Below are 16,738 nucleotides of genomic sequence, written 5' to 3' on the forward strand. Positions count from 1 at the left end.
CATGGTCAAGCTGCTCCTGCTGCTGGTGTTGGCCTCATGGGCCTGTCGGCAATGGACGGGCCAGTGGCCATGGGTGCATTGGCAGCGGATGACCGGGCCGACCCCGGTGGAGCGGGCGCGCCGCCTGCTGGGCGTGGAGGCGGGCGCCGGGCGCGGGGCGATCATCGAGGCGCATAAGAAACTGATCGCGCGGGTGCATCCCGATCGCGGCGGCGATGCCGCGCTGGTGCATGAGGCCAATGATGCGCGCGACCTGCTGCTGGCGCGCCTGGGGGCCGAAACCGGCAAATGACCGATCCGGCGATCTTCCGGGAATATGACATTCGCGGCACCTATGGCCGCAATCTGTTCGACGATGACGCCTATGCGATCGGTCGGGCCGTGGCGCAGGCCTTGCGCGCGCGGGGCGGGCGCAGGATCGCTGTGGGGCGCGACGGGCGGCTCAGCGCCCCCGCGCTGGAGGCGGCGCTGGTCGAGGGCCTGCGCGATGGCGGGCTGGATGTGGTGCGGATCGGGGTTGGTCCGACCCCGATGCTCTATTACGCCGAAGCCTCAATGCAGGAGGTAGATGGCGGCATTCACGTAACTGGCAGCCACAATCCCCGCGATGATAATGGCTTCAAGATAGTATTTTTTGGGGGCGCCCTGTTCGGGGCCGAAATCCAGCGGATCGGGCTCCTCGCTGCGGGTGTGGCGGCTGCGAAGCGGAGCGGTGTTGCCGGTGAACTTGGTGCCGGAGAAGGTGTTGCCAGTGAAGGGATCGGCGGTGATCTCGTCCATCGCGGCGCGGTGGAAGGGCAGGATATTCTGCCCGCCTATGTCGCGCGGCTGGTCGATGGTCTGCTGCCGGGGCTTTGGGACAAGGCGGGCGATCTTCGCATCGGCTGGGACGCCGGAAACGGCGCCGCCGGCCCCGCCATCGAGGCCCTGACCGCGCTCTTGCCCGGAGAGCATCATCTTCTCTTCACGCAGGTTGACGGACATTTTCCTCACCACCATCCAGATCCGACTGTTGAGGCAAATCTCGCAGACTTGCGGGCGCTGGTCGCCTCCAGACATCTCGATTTCGGAGTGGCTTTCGACGGGGATGCGGACCGGATCGTGGTAATCGACGGGCGGGGGCGCTCGATCCTGGGCGATCAACTGCTGGCGCTGCTGGCGCAGGACCTTTTGCTCGATTGTCCCGGCGCGGTAATTCTGGGCGATGTCAAAGCGTCACAGGCGGTTTACGACCGGATCGCGGCGCTGGGCGGGGTGCCGGCAATGGGGCCTGCGGGGCATAGTCTGATCAAGGCCGAAATGAAGGTTAACGGCGCGATGCTGGCCGGGGAGACCTCGGGGCATATCTTTTACAAGCACCGATTCTACGGTTTCGACGATGCTCTTTATGCGGCGGTGCGGCTGATCGCCGCAGTTTCGCGCCGAAATGGATCTATTGCGGATTGGTTCGATGAACTGCCCGTCTGCTTCAACACGCCCGAATTGCGCTTTCCTGTGGCGGCCAATCGTAAACGCGCGGTGGTTGAGGAAGTGGCCGCGAGGCTGGCTGCGCAGGGCGCGCGGGTCAACCGGATGGATGGCTTGCGCGTGTCCTGCGATGATGGCTGGTGGTTGCTGCGCGCGTCCAATACGCAGGAGATGCTGGTGGCCCGCGCCGAGAGCACAAGCGAGGCCGGGCTTGCCGCGCTGGTGGCGCAATTGGACGCAGAACTGGCGCAAAGCGGGGTGAGCCGGAGTGGGGCAAGCGGCGTGTGAGGCAGGTCCACCCGCGCATTGCCGAATGGTTTGCCGGGCGCGGGTGGCATATCCGCCGCCATCAGGCCGAAGTGCTGGCGCAGGTGGCCGATGGGCATCATGTGCTGCTGGCCGCCGATACCGGGGCGGGCAAGACGCTGGCCGGGTTTATGCCCACGCTGTGCGATGCGGCGGAAGGCGTTTTGGCTGCCAAAAAAGGCGAGGGGGGCTTGCACACGCTCTATGTCTCGCCGCTGAAAGCGCTCGCGCATGATATTCAGCGCGGCCTGTTGGGGCCGGTCGCCGAAATGGGGCTGGGCCTGCGGGTCGAGGCGCGCACCGGCGATACGTCCTCCGACCGCAAGGCGCGCCAGCGTCACGATCCGCCCCATGTGCTGCTGACCACGCCCGAATCTTTGTCTTTGCTGCTGTCCTATCCCGAAAGCGCGACGATGTTTGCGGGGCTGCGCTATGTGGTGGTGGACGAAATCCACGCGATGGCGGCGGGCAAGCGGGGCGATCTGCTGGCGCTGTCTTTGGCCCGGTTGCAGAGCCTGGCGCCGGAAATGCGGCGGATCGGCCTTTCCGCCACGCTGGCCGATCCGGCGGGCTTTGCGCGCTGGCTGGCGCCTGTGGGCGAGGATGCGGCGCTGGTTGCCGGCGAGGAGGGCGCGCCCGCGGATGTCTCGATCCTGCTGCCTGCGGGCCAGCGCATCCCGTGGAGCGGCCATGCCGCCAGTTGGGCCGTGCCGCAGATCCTCGACCTGATCCGCGCCCATCGCACCACGCTGATCTTCACCAACACGCGCTTTCTGGCCGAATATACGTTTGGCCTGCTGTGGGATCGCAACGAGGAAAACCTGCCCATCGGCATCCACCATGGCAGCCTGTCCGCCGAGGCGCGGCACAAGGTCGAGGCGGCGATGGCGGGCGGGCGGCTGCGCGCGCTGGTCTGCACCGCCAGCCTCGATCTGGGGGTGGACTGGGGCGACATCGATCTGGTGGTGCAGATGGGGGCGCCCAAGGGCTCCTCGCGCCTGTTGCAGCGGATCGGGCGGGCTAATCACCGGCTCGATTGCCCATCCAAGGCGGTGCTGGTGCCGGGCAACCGGTTTGAATTTCTCGAAGCCGTGGCCGCCGTCGAGGCGGTGCGGGCGGGCACGCGCGATGGTGAGGAGCTGCGCCCGGGCGGCCGCGATGTGCTGGCCCAGCATGTGCTGGCGCTGGCCTGCGCGGGGCCGTTCGATGGCGATGCACTGCTGGCCGAGGTGCGCCGCGCCGCGCCCTATGCGGATATGGGCGAGGAGGAGTGGGGGCGGGTGCTCGGCTTCGTCTCGAACGGCGGCTATGCGCTGCGGGCCTATGACCGGTTTCGCCGGATCACCCATGGTCGCGATGGGCTTTGGCGGCTGAGCCATCCCGATCTGGCGCGCTCCTATCGGTTGAATGCCGGGATCATTGTCGACGCTGATATGGTCGAGGTGGCCTTTCGCAATGGCCGCGCGCTGGGGCGGGTGGAGGAGGATTTTGCCGCCTCGCTGGGGCCGGGGGATACGTTCCGCTTTGCCGGGCTGGACCTTGAGGTCGAGTCGCTGCGCGAGGGTGCCTTGCTGGTGCGGGCTTCGCGGCGTTCGGCGGCGATTCCCTCGTATAATGGCGCGCGCATTCCGATCTCATCGCACCTGGCCGACCGGGTGCGGGCGATCCTGAACGATCCGGCGCGTTGGGATGATTTTCCCGAGGATGTGCATGAATGGCTGGCGGTGCAGGCGCGGGTGTCGGTGTTGCCGCGACCGGGCGAATTGCTGGTCGAGAGCTTTCCCCATCAGGACCGGTTCTACAGCGTGTTCTACACATTCGAGGGTTGGCCCGCGAATCAGTCGCTGGGCATGTTGATGACGCGGCGGATGGAGGCGCTGGGCCTCTCGCCGCTGGGCTTTGTGGCCAATGATTATGCGCTGGCGGTCTGGGGGCTGCGGCCCGTTGAGGATCCTGCCGCGCTGCTCTCGCCCGACATTCTGGTCGAGGAATTTGTCGAGTGGGTGGAAAATTCCTACCTGCTGCGCCGTGCCTTCCGCGAGGCTTCGGTCATCTCGGGCCTGATCGAGCGGCAGATACCGGGCAAGCGCAAGACCAACCGGCAGGTCACCTTCTCCAGCGATCTCATTTATGACGTGCTGCGCCGCTATGAACCGGACCACCTGCTGCTCAAGGCCGCATGGGCCGATGCGCGGCAGAAGATGACCGACGTGGCCCGCGTGGCCGAGGTGCTGGACCGAGCGCAATCGGCGATCCGCCATCAGCGCCTGTCGCGCGTCAGCCCGCTGGCCGTGCCGACGCTGACCATGATCGGGCGCGAGAGCCTGCCCGCCGGCGCCGCCGATGACGAATTGCTGCTGGAAGCCGAGGCGCTGGGCGCGATCGCCATGGGCGATCCCCCGCGGGCCTAGGGCGCAAAAAAAAGGGGCGGATCGCTCCGCCCCTCTCTCTTGCCGTTTGGTGGGCTTTCCTTCGCCTTACTTGGCGTTGGGAGCCTTGCCGAAGCTGGCATAGCGCTCGTTGCCGACGAAGCCGAACTTCGTCACTTCCGAGGCCTTGATGATGTTCAGCACATTCGCTGCCAGTTCATACCCCGACTGCGCATCCGGCTCGAACTGAAGTTCGGGCTCGGGGGTCATGCTGCGCGAAGCCTTGAGGTTCGCGGCCAGCACGCTGCGGTCGATCGGCGTGCCGTTCCACAGGATCTGGTTGTCCGGGGTAAGCACGACCTTGTTCTTGATCGGATCGACCGGCGGCTTGGGCATATTCGGCGGCGGCGGCGAAGGCAGGTCGATGTTCACCGCGTGGGTGGCCACCGGGATGGTGATGATGAACATGATCAGCAGAACGAGCATAACGTCGATCAGCGGAGTCGTGTTCATCTCCGACATCGGCTCGCCATCGTCTTTACCGGCTGACATTGCCATGGGATGTTACTCCTGAGTTAAAGGGCTTATCAGCCGTTCGGATCGACCGGGTTCGAGATGAAGCCAACCGTGGGATAGCCCGCGCGCTGCACGTTGAAGATCGCACCCGCGACGCAGCGCCAGGGCGCTTCGACGTCGGCACGAACGTGAACCTGCGGCACCTTTTCGGGGTTATCGCGCAGAACCTCTGCACCGCCCTCGCGCTTGATGATGTCGTCAAGGCGCTTGAACGCCTGGTCGTACAGTTCAGTCGAGTCAACGGGGGTGATGTTGTTGAAGTAGATGCGGCATTCGCCACCACGCGACGCGCCTTCGAAGCCGGGGTCGCCGGCGCTGCGACCGGCAGCGTCGGTGGTGCTGACCGTGATCAGCAGATTTTCGACCTTATCCTTGGATTCCTGCGAAACCATCACAGGGATCTTCAGCTTCTGGATCGTCTGGATCGCGACCGGAACCGCAATCAGGAAGATGATCAGCAGCACCAGCATCACGTCCACCAGAGGGGTGGTGTTGATGTCGGACATCGGCTTTTCTTCGCCGCCCGCGCCGCCAACAGACATTGCCATGTTATGATCCTACTCTTGCAATGCCCTCTTTCGAGAGGAGGGATTGGGGGGAGGGGAGGGCCGGGAAATCATGCCGCATGCCGCGCATGATTTCCCGTACATCCAGACAGACTGGCCGACTGGATGCCTGCCTCATGTCTTACTTCTTGGCGGCGGGAGCCGGAGCAGCCTTCACCGGAGCCGAAGCGACGGCCGGCTTGATGGCGCCCTTCGAGTTGATGTAGGCCAGCACGTCAGCCGAGAAGCCCGTCAGCAGCTCGTTGATGCGCTTGTTGCGCGACTGCAGGAAGTTGTAGGCAAGCACGGCAGGCACAGCGACGAGCAGACCGATGGCGGTCATGATCAGAGCTTCACCCACGGGGCCGGCAACCTTGTCGATCGAGGCCGAACCGGCCAGACCGATGGCGATCAGAGCGCGGTAGATGCCGACCACGGTACCGAACAGACCCACGAAAGGAGCGGTCGAACCGACGGTGGCGAGGAAGGGCAGGCCGCGGGCCAGGAAGGCGCCGATCGAGGCTTCGGTGCGGGCCAGCGACGAGTGGACCCAGTCGTGGGCTTCGAGGCTGTCGGCCATCTTGCCGTGGTTTTCTTCGGCCAGGATACCGGCTTCGACGATGTCACGGAACGGGCTGGTCTTTTCCAGCTTGGCGGCGCCTTCCTTGAGCGAAGCGGCCTTCCAGAACGTGCCCAGAGCCTTGTACTGCTTGAGGATCTTCGACTGGTCCGACCAGCGGGTGAACAGCACGAAGAACGAACCGAACGAGAAAATCGCCATGATGGTCACGGTCGACTGAGCGATCAGACCGCCCTGTTCCAGGGCTTCCTTGAAGCCGAACTTGTTCTGCGGAGCCGCGCCAGCAGCGGCGGTCAGAATGTCAATAAGCATGCGATGGTCCTCTCAAAGGGCTCTCGAGTAGAGAATAGGGTCATTTACAGTAGGGACCGGGCCTTCATGCCGCAGATCCCCTGGGGAGTGTGGCTCAGTCCTTCGGGATGACCCACTTCACGCGATTGGCATAAACGCCGGTGGTGGGCTGGCCTTCGCCATCCTTGGCGGGCGCAAAGCGCGCGCGGCTGGTGGCGTATTTGCAGGTGGCAGCATCCAGTTCGGCATTGCCCGAGCTGGCCGTGATTTCACAGCCCGACACGCGTCCTTCGGGGGACACGGTCAGCCGGAAACCCGTCGTGCCCTGCACACCTTCACGCAGGGGGCGCGAAGGATAGTCCTCAGGCGTCACCCAGTTGGCGGGATTGCCCTTGGGGGCGGCCGCAACAGGCTGGAAACGCGGCGGCGGCGGTGCCACAGGCGCAGGCGGTGCCAGCACAGGGGCAGGCGGCGCCGGCGGCGGTGCAACCGAAACCGTCTCGATCACAGGCGCGCTGACGGGCGCCACGTTCACCGGCGGCGGCGGAGCGACGATCGGCGGCGGCGGAGCGTCCTTCGGCGGCGGCGGAGGCGGTGGCGGCGGTTTCTCCTCTTGCTTGATATCGACAGTCGTCACTTTTTTCATGACCTTCTGGACGGCCGAATAGGCAAGACCAGAGACCAAGGCATAACCAACGACGATGTGAATCAAGGCAACGATGATAATGGCGGTAAGGCGATTACCGCTCAATTGTTGATCAGCGTAGGCCATTCAGACGCATCACTCCATACAAAAACCCGGGCAAGCCCCGGGCCGACCATGAACCGAACCCGAAGGTGAAGTCCATGGGGAAAAGCTCATATCCACCCTGCCGGATTTACCGGATATTCGCCAAATGCCTTATGTGTCGGCTTTCGGCAAACGCATCGGCCCCCTTTATTGGGGGTCCGCTTTTTTGCCAATCCTAGCCACCTTGCCGACTCGGCGCAACGCCTTATGCGCAGGGGGGTGGGGTTCAGGCAAAATTCATTTGTGTTAAGGCCTATCTAACGGGCACCCTTGGGGGCCGTTTGCAGGGGTTATGCGCCAATGGCGATTTTTTCGGAGTTTTCCGCGATGTTTCAAGGCATCCGAGCATGGAAATCGGCTTGCTTGGCGGCTCTATTGCCGCTGTTTGTTCCGGTGTCGGCGGGGGCCCAGACCCCCCTTACGCAAAATGTCGTACAATCGTATGCTGACCTTGTTGGTCTGGCCGAATCATCGCCTTTGGTCGTCTTTGCCGAGCTGAAAAAGGTGATTCCCATCCCCTTGCCGCGCGACAGTTCGCCGTTTTTGACGGTCCAGCGCGCCTATGTCGAAGCGCAGGGAATTGATTTGTTGAGCGGAACCGGCTCGGTTTCCGCCTCGGTGCGCTATCTGGCCGACATCCGGCTCGATTCGCGTCACAAAATTCCCAATCCGCGCAAACAGATGGTGCTGATCTTTGCCCGCCACGGCACCACGCCGGGCGATATCCAGCTGGTTGCGCCCGACGCGCAATTGCCCTGGAGCCAGCCGCTCGAGGCCCAGGTCCGCAAGATTCTGGCCGATCTGGCCGCCCCTGATTCGCCGCCGCGCATCACGGGAATCAACATGGCGCTCTATCAGCAGGGCGATCTGGCGGGCGAGGGCGAGACGCAGATCTTCCTGACCACGGCCAAGGGCACGCCTGCGGCCATCATCGTCCAGCACAAGCCCAATCAGCCCTCGCGCTGGAGCGCGTCCTTCTCCGAAGTGGTCGATGCGGCCAATGCGCCGCCCGCGCAAGGCACGCTGGAATGGTATCGTCTGGCCTGTTCGCTGCCCGAAACGCTGCCCGCCTCGGCCAATCTGGGCGAAACCCAGGATGCCAAGGATCAGGCCGTCGCCGATTATCTGCTGGTGCGCCGCGATCTGGGGCCTTGCACGCGCACTCGGGTTGCGTGGGGCGGGGATATCGCCAAACCGGCCAAATAGGCCGGCCGGCCAAATTGCCTTGAAGGGACACGAATTGCCCCCTAGGTGGCGCATCGTCAAATCCAAGGATTCCACGATGACCGATACTGTCGATAGCGCCACCCTTTCGCCCCAATCCGGCAAGCCGCCGCTGCGCATTGCGCTGGCGGGTCTGGGCACGGTGGGCGCGGGCGTCATTCGGCTAGTGGAGGCCAATGCCGATCTGATCGCGCGGCGCGCGGGCCGCCCGATCAAGGTTTCCGCCGTATCCGCGCGCGATCGCGGCAAGGATCGCGGCGTCGATCTCTCGCCCTATGCGTGGGAAGACGACATGACCGCAATGGCCGCGCGCGATGACGTGGATGTGGTGGTCGAACTGGTGGGCGGATCGGACGGCCCGGCGCTGGTGCTGGCGCGCAACGCGATTCGCCATGGCAAGGCGCTGGTCACGGCCAACAAGGCGATGATCGCCCATCACGGCATGGCGCTGGCCAAGGAGGCCGAGGCCCGCGGCGTGGCCATGCGTTTCGAGGCGGCCGTGGCGGGCGGCATCCCGGTCATCAAGGGCCTGCGCGAAGGCGCGGCGGCCAACCGGGTCGAGCGGATCTACGGCATCCTCAACGGCACCTGCAACTACATCCTCTCCACCATGGAGGACACGGGCCGCGATTTCTCCGAGGTGCTCTCCGAGGCGCAGGCCAAGGGCTATGCCGAGGCCGACCCGACCTTTGATATCGAGGGCATCGATGCCGCGCACAAGCTGTCGATCCTCTCGGCCATCGCGTTCGGCGCCAAGATCGACTTTGGCAGCGTAGACACGCAGGGCATCAGCCGCATCTTGGCCGCCGATATCGCCCAAGCCGATTCGCTGGGCTATTGCATCCGCCTGATCGGCACCGCCGAGGCCGATGCCGGGCCGGATGGCGCGCCGGGCCTGTTCCAGCGCGTGGCGCCCCATCTGGTGCCTTTCGACAATCTGCTCGCCCATGTCGATGGCCCGACCAATGCGGTCGTGGTCGAGGGCAATTTCTCGGGCCGCCTGCTGTTTCAGGGCGCGGGCGCGGGCGATGGTCCGACCGCTTCGGCGGTGGTGGCCGACCTGATCGACATCGCGCGCGGCATGGACACCGGGTTTGAAGCCGACATGGCCTTCTCGATCCCCGTGGATGGGCTGGAAGACATGGCGCCTGCGCCTGCCGGTCACCGTCTGGGCCGCGCCTATATCCGCTTCCTCGTGGCGGATCGTCCGGGCGTGCTGGCCGAAATCACCGCCGCGATGCGCGATGCGGGCGTGTCGATCGAGAGCCTGATCCAGAAAGGTCAGGCCAGCAAGGACGGGGCGGTCATCGTCGCCATCGTCACCCATGAAGTGCCAGAGGCCGCCGTGGCCAAGGCGCTGGCGCTGCTCGAAGGTTCGCCCTCTCTGGTGGGCCAGCCGTTGGTCATGCAGATTCTGGGCGCGTAAGGCGGGGCATTTGCTCCGCCGAAATCCGCGGGCAAATGCGCAGTAACTCAGACAAAATCGACGCCGGGGGCCTCGCCCTCGGCGTTTTTCTTTGTCGGCTCAATAACTGGGTTCGTATGTTGCCCGTTTTGGACCTTTGACTTCGCGTTTGCGGCATTTGTCCGCTCGACAACCGGCCTGTGCATAGGTAAGCGGACGTGTCTGCATAGGTATTCACAACGTGCATTCACACCGCCGACCAACAGAGCCGGCATTAGGGGCCATACATTCCTGAAGGAATCGGACAGATTATGAGCGCTACTCCTGCCAGCAAGATTCTCGACCGCGTTCTGGTGCTTGAAATGGTGCGCGTGACCGAAGCGGCCGCCATCGCCTCGGCCAAGCTGATCGGGCGCGGCGACGAGAAGGCCGCTGATGCTGCGGCAGTCGAAGCCATGCGCGAAAAGCTCAATGAACTTTATATCGACGGCACCGTGGTGATCGGCGAAGGCGAACGCGACGAGGCGCCGATGCTCTATATCGGCGAAAAGGTCGGCGCGGCGCTGGGCAAGGGCCCCAAGATCGACATCGCGCTCGACCCGCTGGAAGGCACGACGATCTGCGCCAAGGCCGGGCCGAACTCGCTGGCCGTGCTGGCGATTGCCGAAGAGGGCGGGCTGCTCAACGCGCCCGACACCTATATGGACAAGCTGGCGGTGGGGCCGGGCTATCCTGATGGCATCATCGATCTGGCCAAGAGCCCGACCGAGAACGTCAAGGCCGTGGCCGCCGCCAAGGGCGTGGCGCCCGAAGACATCGTGGTCTGCGTGCTGGACCGCCCGCGCCACACCGATCTGATCGAGGAACTGCGCGCGCTTGGCTGCGGCGTCTATCTGATCGGCGACGGCGACGTGGCGGGGGTGATCGCCACCACCAACACCGAAGAAACCAACATCGACATGTATATGGGCCAGGGCGGCGCGCCCGAGGGCGTGCTGGCGGCGGCCGCGCTGCGCTGTGTCGGTGGTCAGTTCAAGGGCCGGCTGGTGTTCCGCAACGATGACGAAAAGGCCCGCGCCAAGAAGTGGGGCATCACCGATCTCAACAAGATCTATGACCTGACCGAACTGGCCAAGGGCGACTGCATCTTTGCCGCCAGCGGCGTGACTGACGGTTCGCTGCTCAAGGGCGTCAAGCGCCTGCGCAATGGCCGCCTGACCACCGAGAGCGTGGTGATGCGCGCCAGCACCGGCACCGTGCGCTGGGTCAAAGGCGACCGCCGGGCATAAGCGCCGGGCATCAGCTTCGCCGCGATTAACCCAAAGGGGGCAGGGGTTTGCGCCGCTGCCCCCTTTTGTATGTGCGGCAAACCTTGCAATCCTGCCGATCTTGGCTAGAGGCACGCGCGAGGGAAGCAACGCGGCGGCTGAGTCTTTCGTGCCGCGTGCAGTGGAGATACGCGAGATGAAGATCCTTGCCGGTAACGGTAACCTGCCGCTGGCGCGCGCGATTGCGGGCTATCTGGAACTGCAACTGACGGATGCCAGCGTGCGGCGCTTTGCCGACGAGGAAGTCTTCGTCGAAATCCACGAGAACGTGCGCGGCGAGGATGTCTTCGTCGTTCAGTCGACCGCCTATCCCGCGAACGACAATCTGATGGAACTGCTGATCTGCATCGACGCGCTGCGCCGCGCTTCGGCCAAGCGGATCACGGCGGTGGTGCCCTATTTCGGCTATGCCCGCCAGGACCGCAAGCCCGGCCCGCGCACGCCGATCTCGGCCAAGCTGGTGGCCAATCTGATCACCACGGCAGGCGCCGACCGCGTGCTGGCGGTTGACCTCCATGCGGGTCAGATCCAGGGCTTTTTCGACATTCCCACCGACAATCTGTTTGCCGCCCCGGTGATGGCCGCCGACATTCTGGCGCGCAATGGCGACGATGGGCTGATGGTGGTTTCGCCCGACGTTGGCGGCGTGGTGCGCGCCCGCGCGCTGGCCAAGCGTCTGAACAATGCCCCGCTGGCCATCGTGGACAAGCGCCGCGACAAGCCGGGTGTGTCCGAGGTGATGAACATCATCGGTGATGTGAAGGGCCGCACCTGCATCCTGATCGACGACATCATCGATTCGGGCGGCACGCTGTGCAACGCGGCGCAGGCGCTGATGGATGCGGGCGCCGCTTCGGTCACGGCCTATATCACCCATGGCGTGCTGTCGGGCGCGGCGGTCTCGCGCGTCAACAATTCGGCGCTCAAGGAACTGGTCATCACCGACTCGATCCTGCCCACCGAGGAAACGCAGAAGTCGGACAAGATCCGTCTGCTGACCATCGCCCCGCTGATCGGTGAGGCAATCCGCCGCATCGCCGACGAAAGCTCGGTGTCGAGCCTGTTCGACTGATCGGATGCGGCTGGTTGAACTCAACCATGTGATCGAGGCCGGGATGGTGACCTACAAGGGTCTGCCCGGCCCCGTCATCTGCGACTATCTGGCGCGTGAGGCATCGCGCGGGCTTTATGCCGGCGACACCACCTTTCAGATCGGCAAGATCGAGATGGTGTCGAACACCGGCACCTATCTGGACACGCCATTTCATCGCTATGCGGATGGGGCGGATCTGTCCTGCGTGCCTTTGGATGCGGTGACGCAATTGCCGGGGCTGGTGGTGCGCTGCGATGCGTTGGCCATCGGGCCGGAGGTTTTTGCCGGGCGCGATGTGGCGGGCCGGGCGGTGCTGGTGCATACCGGATGGGACCGGCATTGGCGCAGCGATGCCTATCTGTCCGGCCATCCGTTCCTGACCGAGGCGGCCGCGCTCTATCTGCGCGATGCGGGGGCGGCGCTGGTGGGGATCGATTCCCACAATATCGACGATACTTCGGGCAATGCCCGACCGGTGCATTCGGTGCTGCTGCGCGCAGGGGTCCCGATTGTCGAGCATCTGACCAATCTGGGCCAATTGCCTGAGGATGGCTTTGTCTTCAACGCGCCGCCGCCGCGGGTGAAGGGCATGGGAACATTTCCCGTCCGCGCCCATGCGGTGATTTCGGGCTGAACCCCGATTATTGCCAGGGGCGATGGCCCCCCGGCGGCACGCGTTCCAGCGCCTCGAGCCTTTTGGCCTGGCGCGATTCCAGCGCCAGCGTCAGCAGCGGATTGGGCTTGCGCACAAAGCGGCGCGGGGTCACGCCGAACAATTCGGTGAATTCGCGCGTCATCTGCGCCTGATCGAAATAGCGCAGGATCAGTTCCTCGGCCTCGGCCTCGTCGGCCACGCCGTGCAGATGGCTGGCCATGTCCAGCGCGCGGGCGCGGCGCATCACCTGTTTGGGCGGCATGCCGAAATCGCGCCGCACGATCCGTTCCAACTGGCGCGTGCTGATCCCCATCTCGGCGGCGAAATCGCTGATGCTGGCATTGGGATTGACGAAGGTGAGCGTCTCGAAGGCGGTGCTGATCGGATTGGGGAGCGGGCGGCCCAGACTTTCCACCAGAATGCGAAAGCGCCGTTCGAGCAGATCGGCGATCGCCACCGGATCCTCGGTATGGCTGAAAGCGGCCAGCGTCTCTTCGCTGTTCAGCCCGTAATGTTCGAGCGGAACCAGTCGGTTGACCATTTCATGCGCGCTGCGCCCGAACAGCGCATAGCCCGCCCCGGCCTTGAGCGCATAGCCGATCGAGGTGAAACTGCCCTCGACGGTCACGGGCATGATCTTGCTTTGCGGCCCAAAGATCAGCGCGGCGCGGCCCAGATGGTGGATGCCGTCGGCGGTATGGGCCGTCCATTTGCCGCCCAGTTGGATACGCACCATCGAACTGTCGTTAAAAATGCCCGACGAGAGGCAGTAATCGGGCGGCAGATTGACCGGCGTGACATAGATCCGCCCGATCCACGGCGCCAGATCGGGCGAAGGCGCCCGGTTATAGGACAAAGGTTGGCCCTGGCTTGACCGACCGGCCAGCGGAGTTACCGCCTCATCCAGGGCCGGTTTGGTTGGCTTGAGCATAAATGTTGGACCCAGTATTGGTTTTTGTTGTAAAAATAATTTCCTGAACCTGAACAGTTCAATTTCCCTTGTTCGCCCCTTTGTCAACCGATTGTCATTTTATATTGCTCTGATCACGCCACCGGCGGCTTGACCGCAACCCATGGGCAAAGGCAAAAGCGGCGCCATGAAACTGAACCTTGATGCCGATATCGCTCTGGCCCAACGTCTTGCCGATGCGGCGGGCGCGGCGATCCGCCCCTATTTCCGCTCCGGCGTGGCCACCGAGCGCAAGGAGGACGCCAGCCCCGTCACGCTGGCCGATCAGGCCGCCGAGGAGGCGATGCGCGCGATCCTGCGCGCCGAGCGTCCCGATGACACGATTATCGGTGAGGAATATGGCGTGACGGCGGGCACTTCGGGGCGCAGTTGGGTGCTGGACCCGATTGACGGCACGGCGGGGTTCCTGGCGGGCCGCGCGATCTTTGGCACGCTGATCGCGCTGGTGGTCGAGGGCTGGCCGGTGCTGGGCGTGATTGACCAGCCGATCGCGGGCGAGCGCTGGGTGGGCGCATCGGGCCGCAAGACGACGTTTAATGGCCAGCCGGTCAGCACACGCCGTTGCCGCGAATTGTCCGACGCCACCATCGCCACCACCGGCCCGCATTATTTCAGCGACCATGAGGGCGAGCATTTCATGGGGCTTGCCGCCAAGACCGATTATCGCCGGATGGTGATGGGCGGCGATTGCTATAATTACGCGATGCTGGCCAGCGGCCATCTCGACATCGTGTGCGAGGCCAATCTCAAGCTGCATGACTGGGCCGCGCTGGTGCCGGTGGTCGAGGGCGCGGGCGGGTTGATGTGCGACTGGAACGGCGATCCGCTGCATGCAGGGTCCACCGGCCATGTGCTGGCGCTGGGCGATCCGGCGCGGCAGGACGATGCGGTCGAGGCGCTGGCCTGCAATCACGAACATCATCATCACGGGCATTGATCCGGCACTTTTTCTTTTACGGCACGTTGATCGCGGGCAGCGGCAATGCTGTGGCCCGCGAGGCGCATCGCCATCTGGGCCAAGGTGTAGCGGCCCATGTTGCGGGCGCGCTTTATGCGCTGCCTGATCCGGCGGGCTGGTATCCCGCGCTTCTCCCGGGCGAGGGGCGGGTTTATGGCGTGGTCTATCCGGTGCTGTCGGGTCTGGATCTGGCTGCACTGGATGCTTATGAGGGCAGGGATTACCGCCGCGTCCCGCTGATGGTGAGCGCGGGGGCCGAAAGGATCGCTGCCGAAGCCTATCTCTGGCAGGGCGTCTTGCCGCAGGAGGCTCTGTCCATTCCCGATGGCGATTTCGCCCGCTGGCTGGGCGAGCGGGGGCTTAGCGCCTATTCGGCTTGATGCGCTGGTTGATCAGGCCCAGCAGATTATCCTCCAGATCGCCCAGCATCCATTCGCCCCATAAGGCGGCGTAAAAATTGACCCTTGTGCGAATGGCATAAGTCGTGCGGATGGTGACGCGGGAATGAGCGCTATCGACAGGGTCAAGCTGATAGCTCCCTCTTGTTACCCGGAAATAATTGCTGTCCGGGCGCAGGTGCTGATCGGTGAATTGCCAGCCTTGGCTGCCGCGAAAATCAAAGCGCCAGCCGATGCGGCGTTGCGGCTGCCATTCGTCCACCACTTCGGCAAAGCGAATGCCGCGTTGCCATTGCGCGATCCGCGCGGCGCCGATGCCCTCGCCTTCCAGCCGGGCACCAAGCGGGCGCGGCACACCCAGCACATCCTGCGTAATGTTCCACCGGCCTTCTCCGGGCCGGACATCGGGAATACCGCGCAGCAGCGGCCAGATCTGATCCGGGCTTCCCGCCATGATGGCAGAGCGGGCGACCGTGTGGCTTTCCCATGGAGGCGTGATCATAGGCTCCATCGCGGCCATGGCCAGAGGCAGCGCGAGAACGGCCAGTGAAAAAACCTCCTCAGGATGGCTTCTCTGGCGATATTTATAGGTGAGCCGCGCCCCCAGAAAGCCCATGCCATACCATACCGGGGCGAGCATCAGGCAACAGATCACGCCTTCTTGAAAGAAATAACCGCCCAGCCCGATGGCGCCCAACACCAGCACCAAAGGTACGGAGGCATAGAAACTCATCGGGCGAGTGGCCATGGGATCGCAGATGTAGCAAACAAAAGACGCCAGCGCGGCAGGCTGGATAAACAGGAAGCTGATACCGATCAGGGCCTGCGCCCCCTGTAGCCCGGTCAGCAGCAGATAGCTGCCAAGACCATGCAGCGCGGCGATACCGCATGCCGCCAGCAGGCGCCAAAGCGGCGTGAGGCGGCTTGGCGGCGAATCATCTTTCCTATCGTCCTGATCAGGCATGGCCGAATCATGCTGCCCATGCCGCATCTGTGCAAGGCTCGCCTTTATCCTTGCCATGGGGGGAGATTGCCCCTAAGGGCCGCCCCTTCAACCGGTTCGGAGGATTTGTTGCAAAACAGATTCGCTCGCCTGCCTGGCCATCAAGGGCTGCCACGGCAAGCGGGACGGACCGCTAGATCAAGGAGATGAAAATGCCCAAGATGAAGACCAAGAGCGGTGTGAAGAAGCGCTTCAAGCTCACCGCGACCGGCAAGGTCAAGCATGGCGTCGCCGGCAAGCGTCACCGTTTGATCAGCCATAACGCCAAGTACATCCGCCAGAACCGTGGCACCGATGTGATTTCCGACGCCGATGCGAAGGTGATCAAGAAGTGGGCGCCCTACGGGCTGAACTGAGGAGTACTGAAGTATGGCACGTGTCAAAAGGGGTGTTACCACCCGCGCCAAGCACAAGAATATTCTGGAGCAGGCCAAGGGTTACCGCGGTCGCCGCAAGAATACGATCCGCGTTGCTCGTCAGGCCGTTGAAAAGGCCGGTCAGTACGCTTACCGCGACCGCAAGGTCAAGAAGCGTACCTTCCGCGCTCTGTGGATCCAGCGTATCAACGCTGCGGTCCGCGCCGAAGGCCTGACCTATTCGCAGTTCATCAACGGCATCAAGCTGGCTGGCATCCAACTGGATCGCAAGTCGCTGGCCGATCTGGCGCTGAACGAAGCGGCCGTGTTCTCGGCTGTTCTGGCTCAGGCCAAGGCTGCTCTGCCCGCCGCATAAGCGCGCAGGCCGATTGGACAGAAAGGGCGCGGGGGGATTCTCCCGCGC

18 protein-coding genes are annotated in these 16,738 nt (G+C 64.1%); 12 read left to right on the forward strand and 6 right to left on the reverse strand.

The window, feature by feature from the left end:
• Position 1 precedes the first annotated feature (1 nt).
• From PQ457_RS01195 to PQ457_RS01205, 3 genes are read left to right on the forward strand one after another with little or no spacing between them, the layout of a single operon-like run.
• On the forward strand, positions 2–292 hold the full coding sequence (locus PQ457_RS01195) for a J domain-containing protein (RefSeq protein WP_273617995.1): 291 nt from the start codon (positions 2–4) through the stop codon (positions 290–292).
• Positions 289–1,755, forward strand: coding sequence for a phosphoglucomutase/phosphomannomutase PgmG (gene pgmG, locus PQ457_RS01200; protein WP_273617996.1), 1,467 nt, complete (start codon positions 289–291; stop codon positions 1,753–1,755). Before PQ457_RS01195 ends, pgmG begins: the two co-directional genes overlap by 4 nt.
• The gene (locus PQ457_RS01205) at positions 1,752–4,184 is read left to right on the forward strand and encodes a ligase-associated DNA damage response DEXH box helicase (RefSeq protein WP_273617997.1); all 2,433 of its coding nucleotides are present in this window, start codon (positions 1,752–1,754) and stop codon (positions 4,182–4,184) included. The genes pgmG and PQ457_RS01205 overlap by 4 nt, the downstream gene beginning before the upstream one ends.
• Before the next feature lie 66 nt (positions 4,185–4,250).
• Here the strand turns inward: PQ457_RS01205 and PQ457_RS01210 are convergent, their stop codons facing one another.
• The 4 genes from PQ457_RS01210 to PQ457_RS01225 form a co-directional block, all read right to left on the reverse strand.
• On the reverse strand, positions 4,251–4,700 hold the full coding sequence (locus PQ457_RS01210) for an ExbD/TolR family protein (RefSeq protein WP_273617998.1): 450 nt from the start codon (positions 4,698–4,700) through the stop codon (positions 4,251–4,253).
• A 29-nt stretch (positions 4,701–4,729) separates the two neighbouring features.
• Complete coding sequence (locus PQ457_RS01215) at positions 4,730–5,266, reverse strand: ExbD/TolR family protein (protein ID WP_172249169.1); 537 nt, start codon at positions 5,264–5,266, stop codon at positions 4,730–4,732.
• A gap of 139 nt (positions 5,267–5,405) precedes the next feature.
• Entirely contained in the window at positions 5,406–6,155 is a 750-nt protein-coding gene (locus PQ457_RS01220; RefSeq protein WP_273617999.1) for a MotA/TolQ/ExbB proton channel family protein, read from the reverse strand.
• A gap of 94 nt (positions 6,156–6,249) precedes the next feature.
• On the reverse strand, positions 6,250–6,906 hold the full coding sequence (locus PQ457_RS01225; protein WP_273618000.1) for an energy transducer TonB: 657 nt from the start codon (positions 6,904–6,906) through the stop codon (positions 6,250–6,252).
• A 381-nt stretch (positions 6,907–7,287) separates the two neighbouring features.
• On the opposite strand from PQ457_RS01225, the gene PQ457_RS01230 reads away from it, so the two are divergent.
• From PQ457_RS01230 to PQ457_RS01250, 5 genes are all read left to right on the forward strand, one after another.
• Positions 7,288–8,130: a hypothetical protein gene (locus PQ457_RS01230; RefSeq protein ID WP_273618001.1), complete on the forward strand. Its 843-nt coding sequence runs from the start codon at positions 7,288–7,290 to the stop codon at positions 8,128–8,130.
• A 76-nt stretch (positions 8,131–8,206) separates the two neighbouring features.
• Positions 8,207–9,574 (forward strand): homoserine dehydrogenase, encoded by a 1,368-nt coding sequence (locus tag PQ457_RS01235; protein ID WP_273618002.1) that lies wholly within the window; start codon positions 8,207–8,209, stop codon positions 9,572–9,574.
• Between the two features lie 290 nt (positions 9,575–9,864).
• Positions 9,865–10,842 (forward strand): class II fructose-bisphosphatase, encoded by a 978-nt coding sequence (glpX, locus tag PQ457_RS01240; protein ID WP_273618003.1) that lies wholly within the window; start codon positions 9,865–9,867, stop codon positions 10,840–10,842.
• 175 nt (positions 10,843–11,017) lie between these two features.
• Entirely contained in the window at positions 11,018–11,953 is a 936-nt protein-coding gene (locus PQ457_RS01245; protein ID WP_168603010.1) for a ribose-phosphate pyrophosphokinase, read from the forward strand.
• A gap of 4 nt (positions 11,954–11,957) precedes the next feature.
• On the forward strand, positions 11,958–12,608 hold the full coding sequence (locus PQ457_RS01250; RefSeq protein WP_273618004.1) for a cyclase family protein: 651 nt from the start codon (positions 11,958–11,960) through the stop codon (positions 12,606–12,608).
• 7 nt (positions 12,609–12,615) lie between these two features.
• On the opposite strand, the gene PQ457_RS01255 is transcribed toward PQ457_RS01250, so the two are convergent.
• Complete coding sequence (locus tag PQ457_RS01255; RefSeq protein ID WP_273618005.1) at positions 12,616–13,560, reverse strand: AraC family transcriptional regulator; 945 nt, start codon at positions 13,558–13,560, stop codon at positions 12,616–12,618.
• Positions 13,561–13,726: 166 nt separating this feature from the next.
• On the opposite strand from PQ457_RS01255, the gene PQ457_RS01260 reads away from it, so the two are divergent.
• Both PQ457_RS01260 and PQ457_RS01265 read left to right on the forward strand, forming a co-directional pair.
• Complete coding sequence (locus PQ457_RS01260) at positions 13,727–14,536, forward strand: inositol monophosphatase family protein (protein ID WP_420540955.1); 810 nt, start codon at positions 13,727–13,729, stop codon at positions 14,534–14,536.
• On the forward strand, positions 14,533–14,937 hold the full coding sequence (locus tag PQ457_RS01265; RefSeq protein WP_273618006.1) for a gamma-glutamylcyclotransferase family protein: 405 nt from the start codon (positions 14,533–14,535) through the stop codon (positions 14,935–14,937). Before PQ457_RS01260 ends, PQ457_RS01265 begins: the two co-directional genes overlap by 4 nt.
• On the opposite strand, the gene PQ457_RS01270 is transcribed toward PQ457_RS01265, so the two are convergent.
• A complete protein-coding gene (locus PQ457_RS01270; RefSeq protein WP_273618007.1) occupies positions 14,918–15,919 on the reverse strand; it encodes an SRPBCC family protein in 1,002 nt (333 codons plus the stop codon). The genes PQ457_RS01265 and PQ457_RS01270 overlap by 20 nt on opposite strands.
• 191 nt (positions 15,920–16,110) lie before the next feature.
• On the opposite strand from PQ457_RS01270, the gene rpmI reads away from it, so the two are divergent.
• A complete protein-coding gene (gene rpmI, locus PQ457_RS01275; protein WP_039333769.1) occupies positions 16,111–16,314 on the forward strand; it encodes a 50S ribosomal protein L35 in 204 nt (67 codons plus the stop codon).
• 13 nt (positions 16,315–16,327) lie between these two features.
• Complete coding sequence (rplT, locus tag PQ457_RS01280; RefSeq protein WP_168603006.1) at positions 16,328–16,690, forward strand: 50S ribosomal protein L20; 363 nt, start codon at positions 16,328–16,330, stop codon at positions 16,688–16,690.
• Positions 16,691–16,738 lie beyond the last annotated feature (48 nt).

The sequence above is a fragment of the Novosphingobium humi genome, assembly GCF_028607105.1.
GTDB lineage: Bacteria > Pseudomonadota > Alphaproteobacteria > Sphingomonadales > Sphingomonadaceae > Novosphingobium > Novosphingobium humi.

Excerpts from the sequence above, each read along its gene's own strand:
- PQ457_RS01195 (WP_273617995.1), top strand. The coding sequence starts at position 2 with ATGGTCAAGCTGCTCCTGCTGCTGGTGTTGGCCTCATGGGCCTGTCGG.
- pgmG (WP_273617996.1), top strand. The coding sequence starts at position 289 with ATGACCGATCCGGCGATCTTCCGGGAATATGACATTCGCGGCACCTAT.
- PQ457_RS01210 (WP_273617998.1), bottom strand. The coding sequence starts at position 4,700 with ATGGCAATGTCAGCCGGTAAAGACGATGGCGAGCCGATGTCGGAGATG.
- PQ457_RS01215 (WP_172249169.1), bottom strand. The coding sequence starts at position 5,266 with ATGGCAATGTCTGTTGGCGGCGCGGGCGGCGAAGAAAAGCCGATGTCC.
- PQ457_RS01220 (WP_273617999.1), bottom strand. The coding sequence starts at position 6,155 with ATGCTTATTGACATTCTGACCGCCGCTGCTGGCGCGGCTCCGCAGAAC.
- PQ457_RS01225 (WP_273618000.1), bottom strand. The coding sequence starts at position 6,906 with ATGGCCTACGCTGATCAACAATTGAGCGGTAATCGCCTTACCGCCATT.
- PQ457_RS01235 (WP_273618002.1), top strand. The coding sequence starts at position 8,207 with ATGACCGATACTGTCGATAGCGCCACCCTTTCGCCCCAATCCGGCAAG.
- glpX (WP_273618003.1), top strand. The coding sequence starts at position 9,865 with ATGAGCGCTACTCCTGCCAGCAAGATTCTCGACCGCGTTCTGGTGCTT.
- PQ457_RS01245 (WP_168603010.1), top strand. The coding sequence starts at position 11,018 with ATGAAGATCCTTGCCGGTAACGGTAACCTGCCGCTGGCGCGCGCGATT.
- PQ457_RS01250 (WP_273618004.1), top strand. The coding sequence starts at position 11,958 with ATGCGGCTGGTTGAACTCAACCATGTGATCGAGGCCGGGATGGTGACC.
- PQ457_RS01255 (WP_273618005.1), bottom strand. The coding sequence starts at position 13,560 with ATGCTCAAGCCAACCAAACCGGCCCTGGATGAGGCGGTAACTCCGCTG.
- PQ457_RS01260 (WP_420540955.1), top strand. The coding sequence starts at position 13,727 with ATGAAACTGAACCTTGATGCCGATATCGCTCTGGCCCAACGTCTTGCC.
- PQ457_RS01270 (WP_273618007.1), bottom strand. The coding sequence starts at position 15,919 with ATGCCTGATCAGGACGATAGGAAAGATGATTCGCCGCCAAGCCGCCTC.
- rpmI (WP_039333769.1), top strand. The coding sequence starts at position 16,111 with ATGCCCAAGATGAAGACCAAGAGCGGTGTGAAGAAGCGCTTCAAGCTC.
- rplT (WP_168603006.1), top strand. The coding sequence starts at position 16,328 with ATGGCACGTGTCAAAAGGGGTGTTACCACCCGCGCCAAGCACAAGAAT.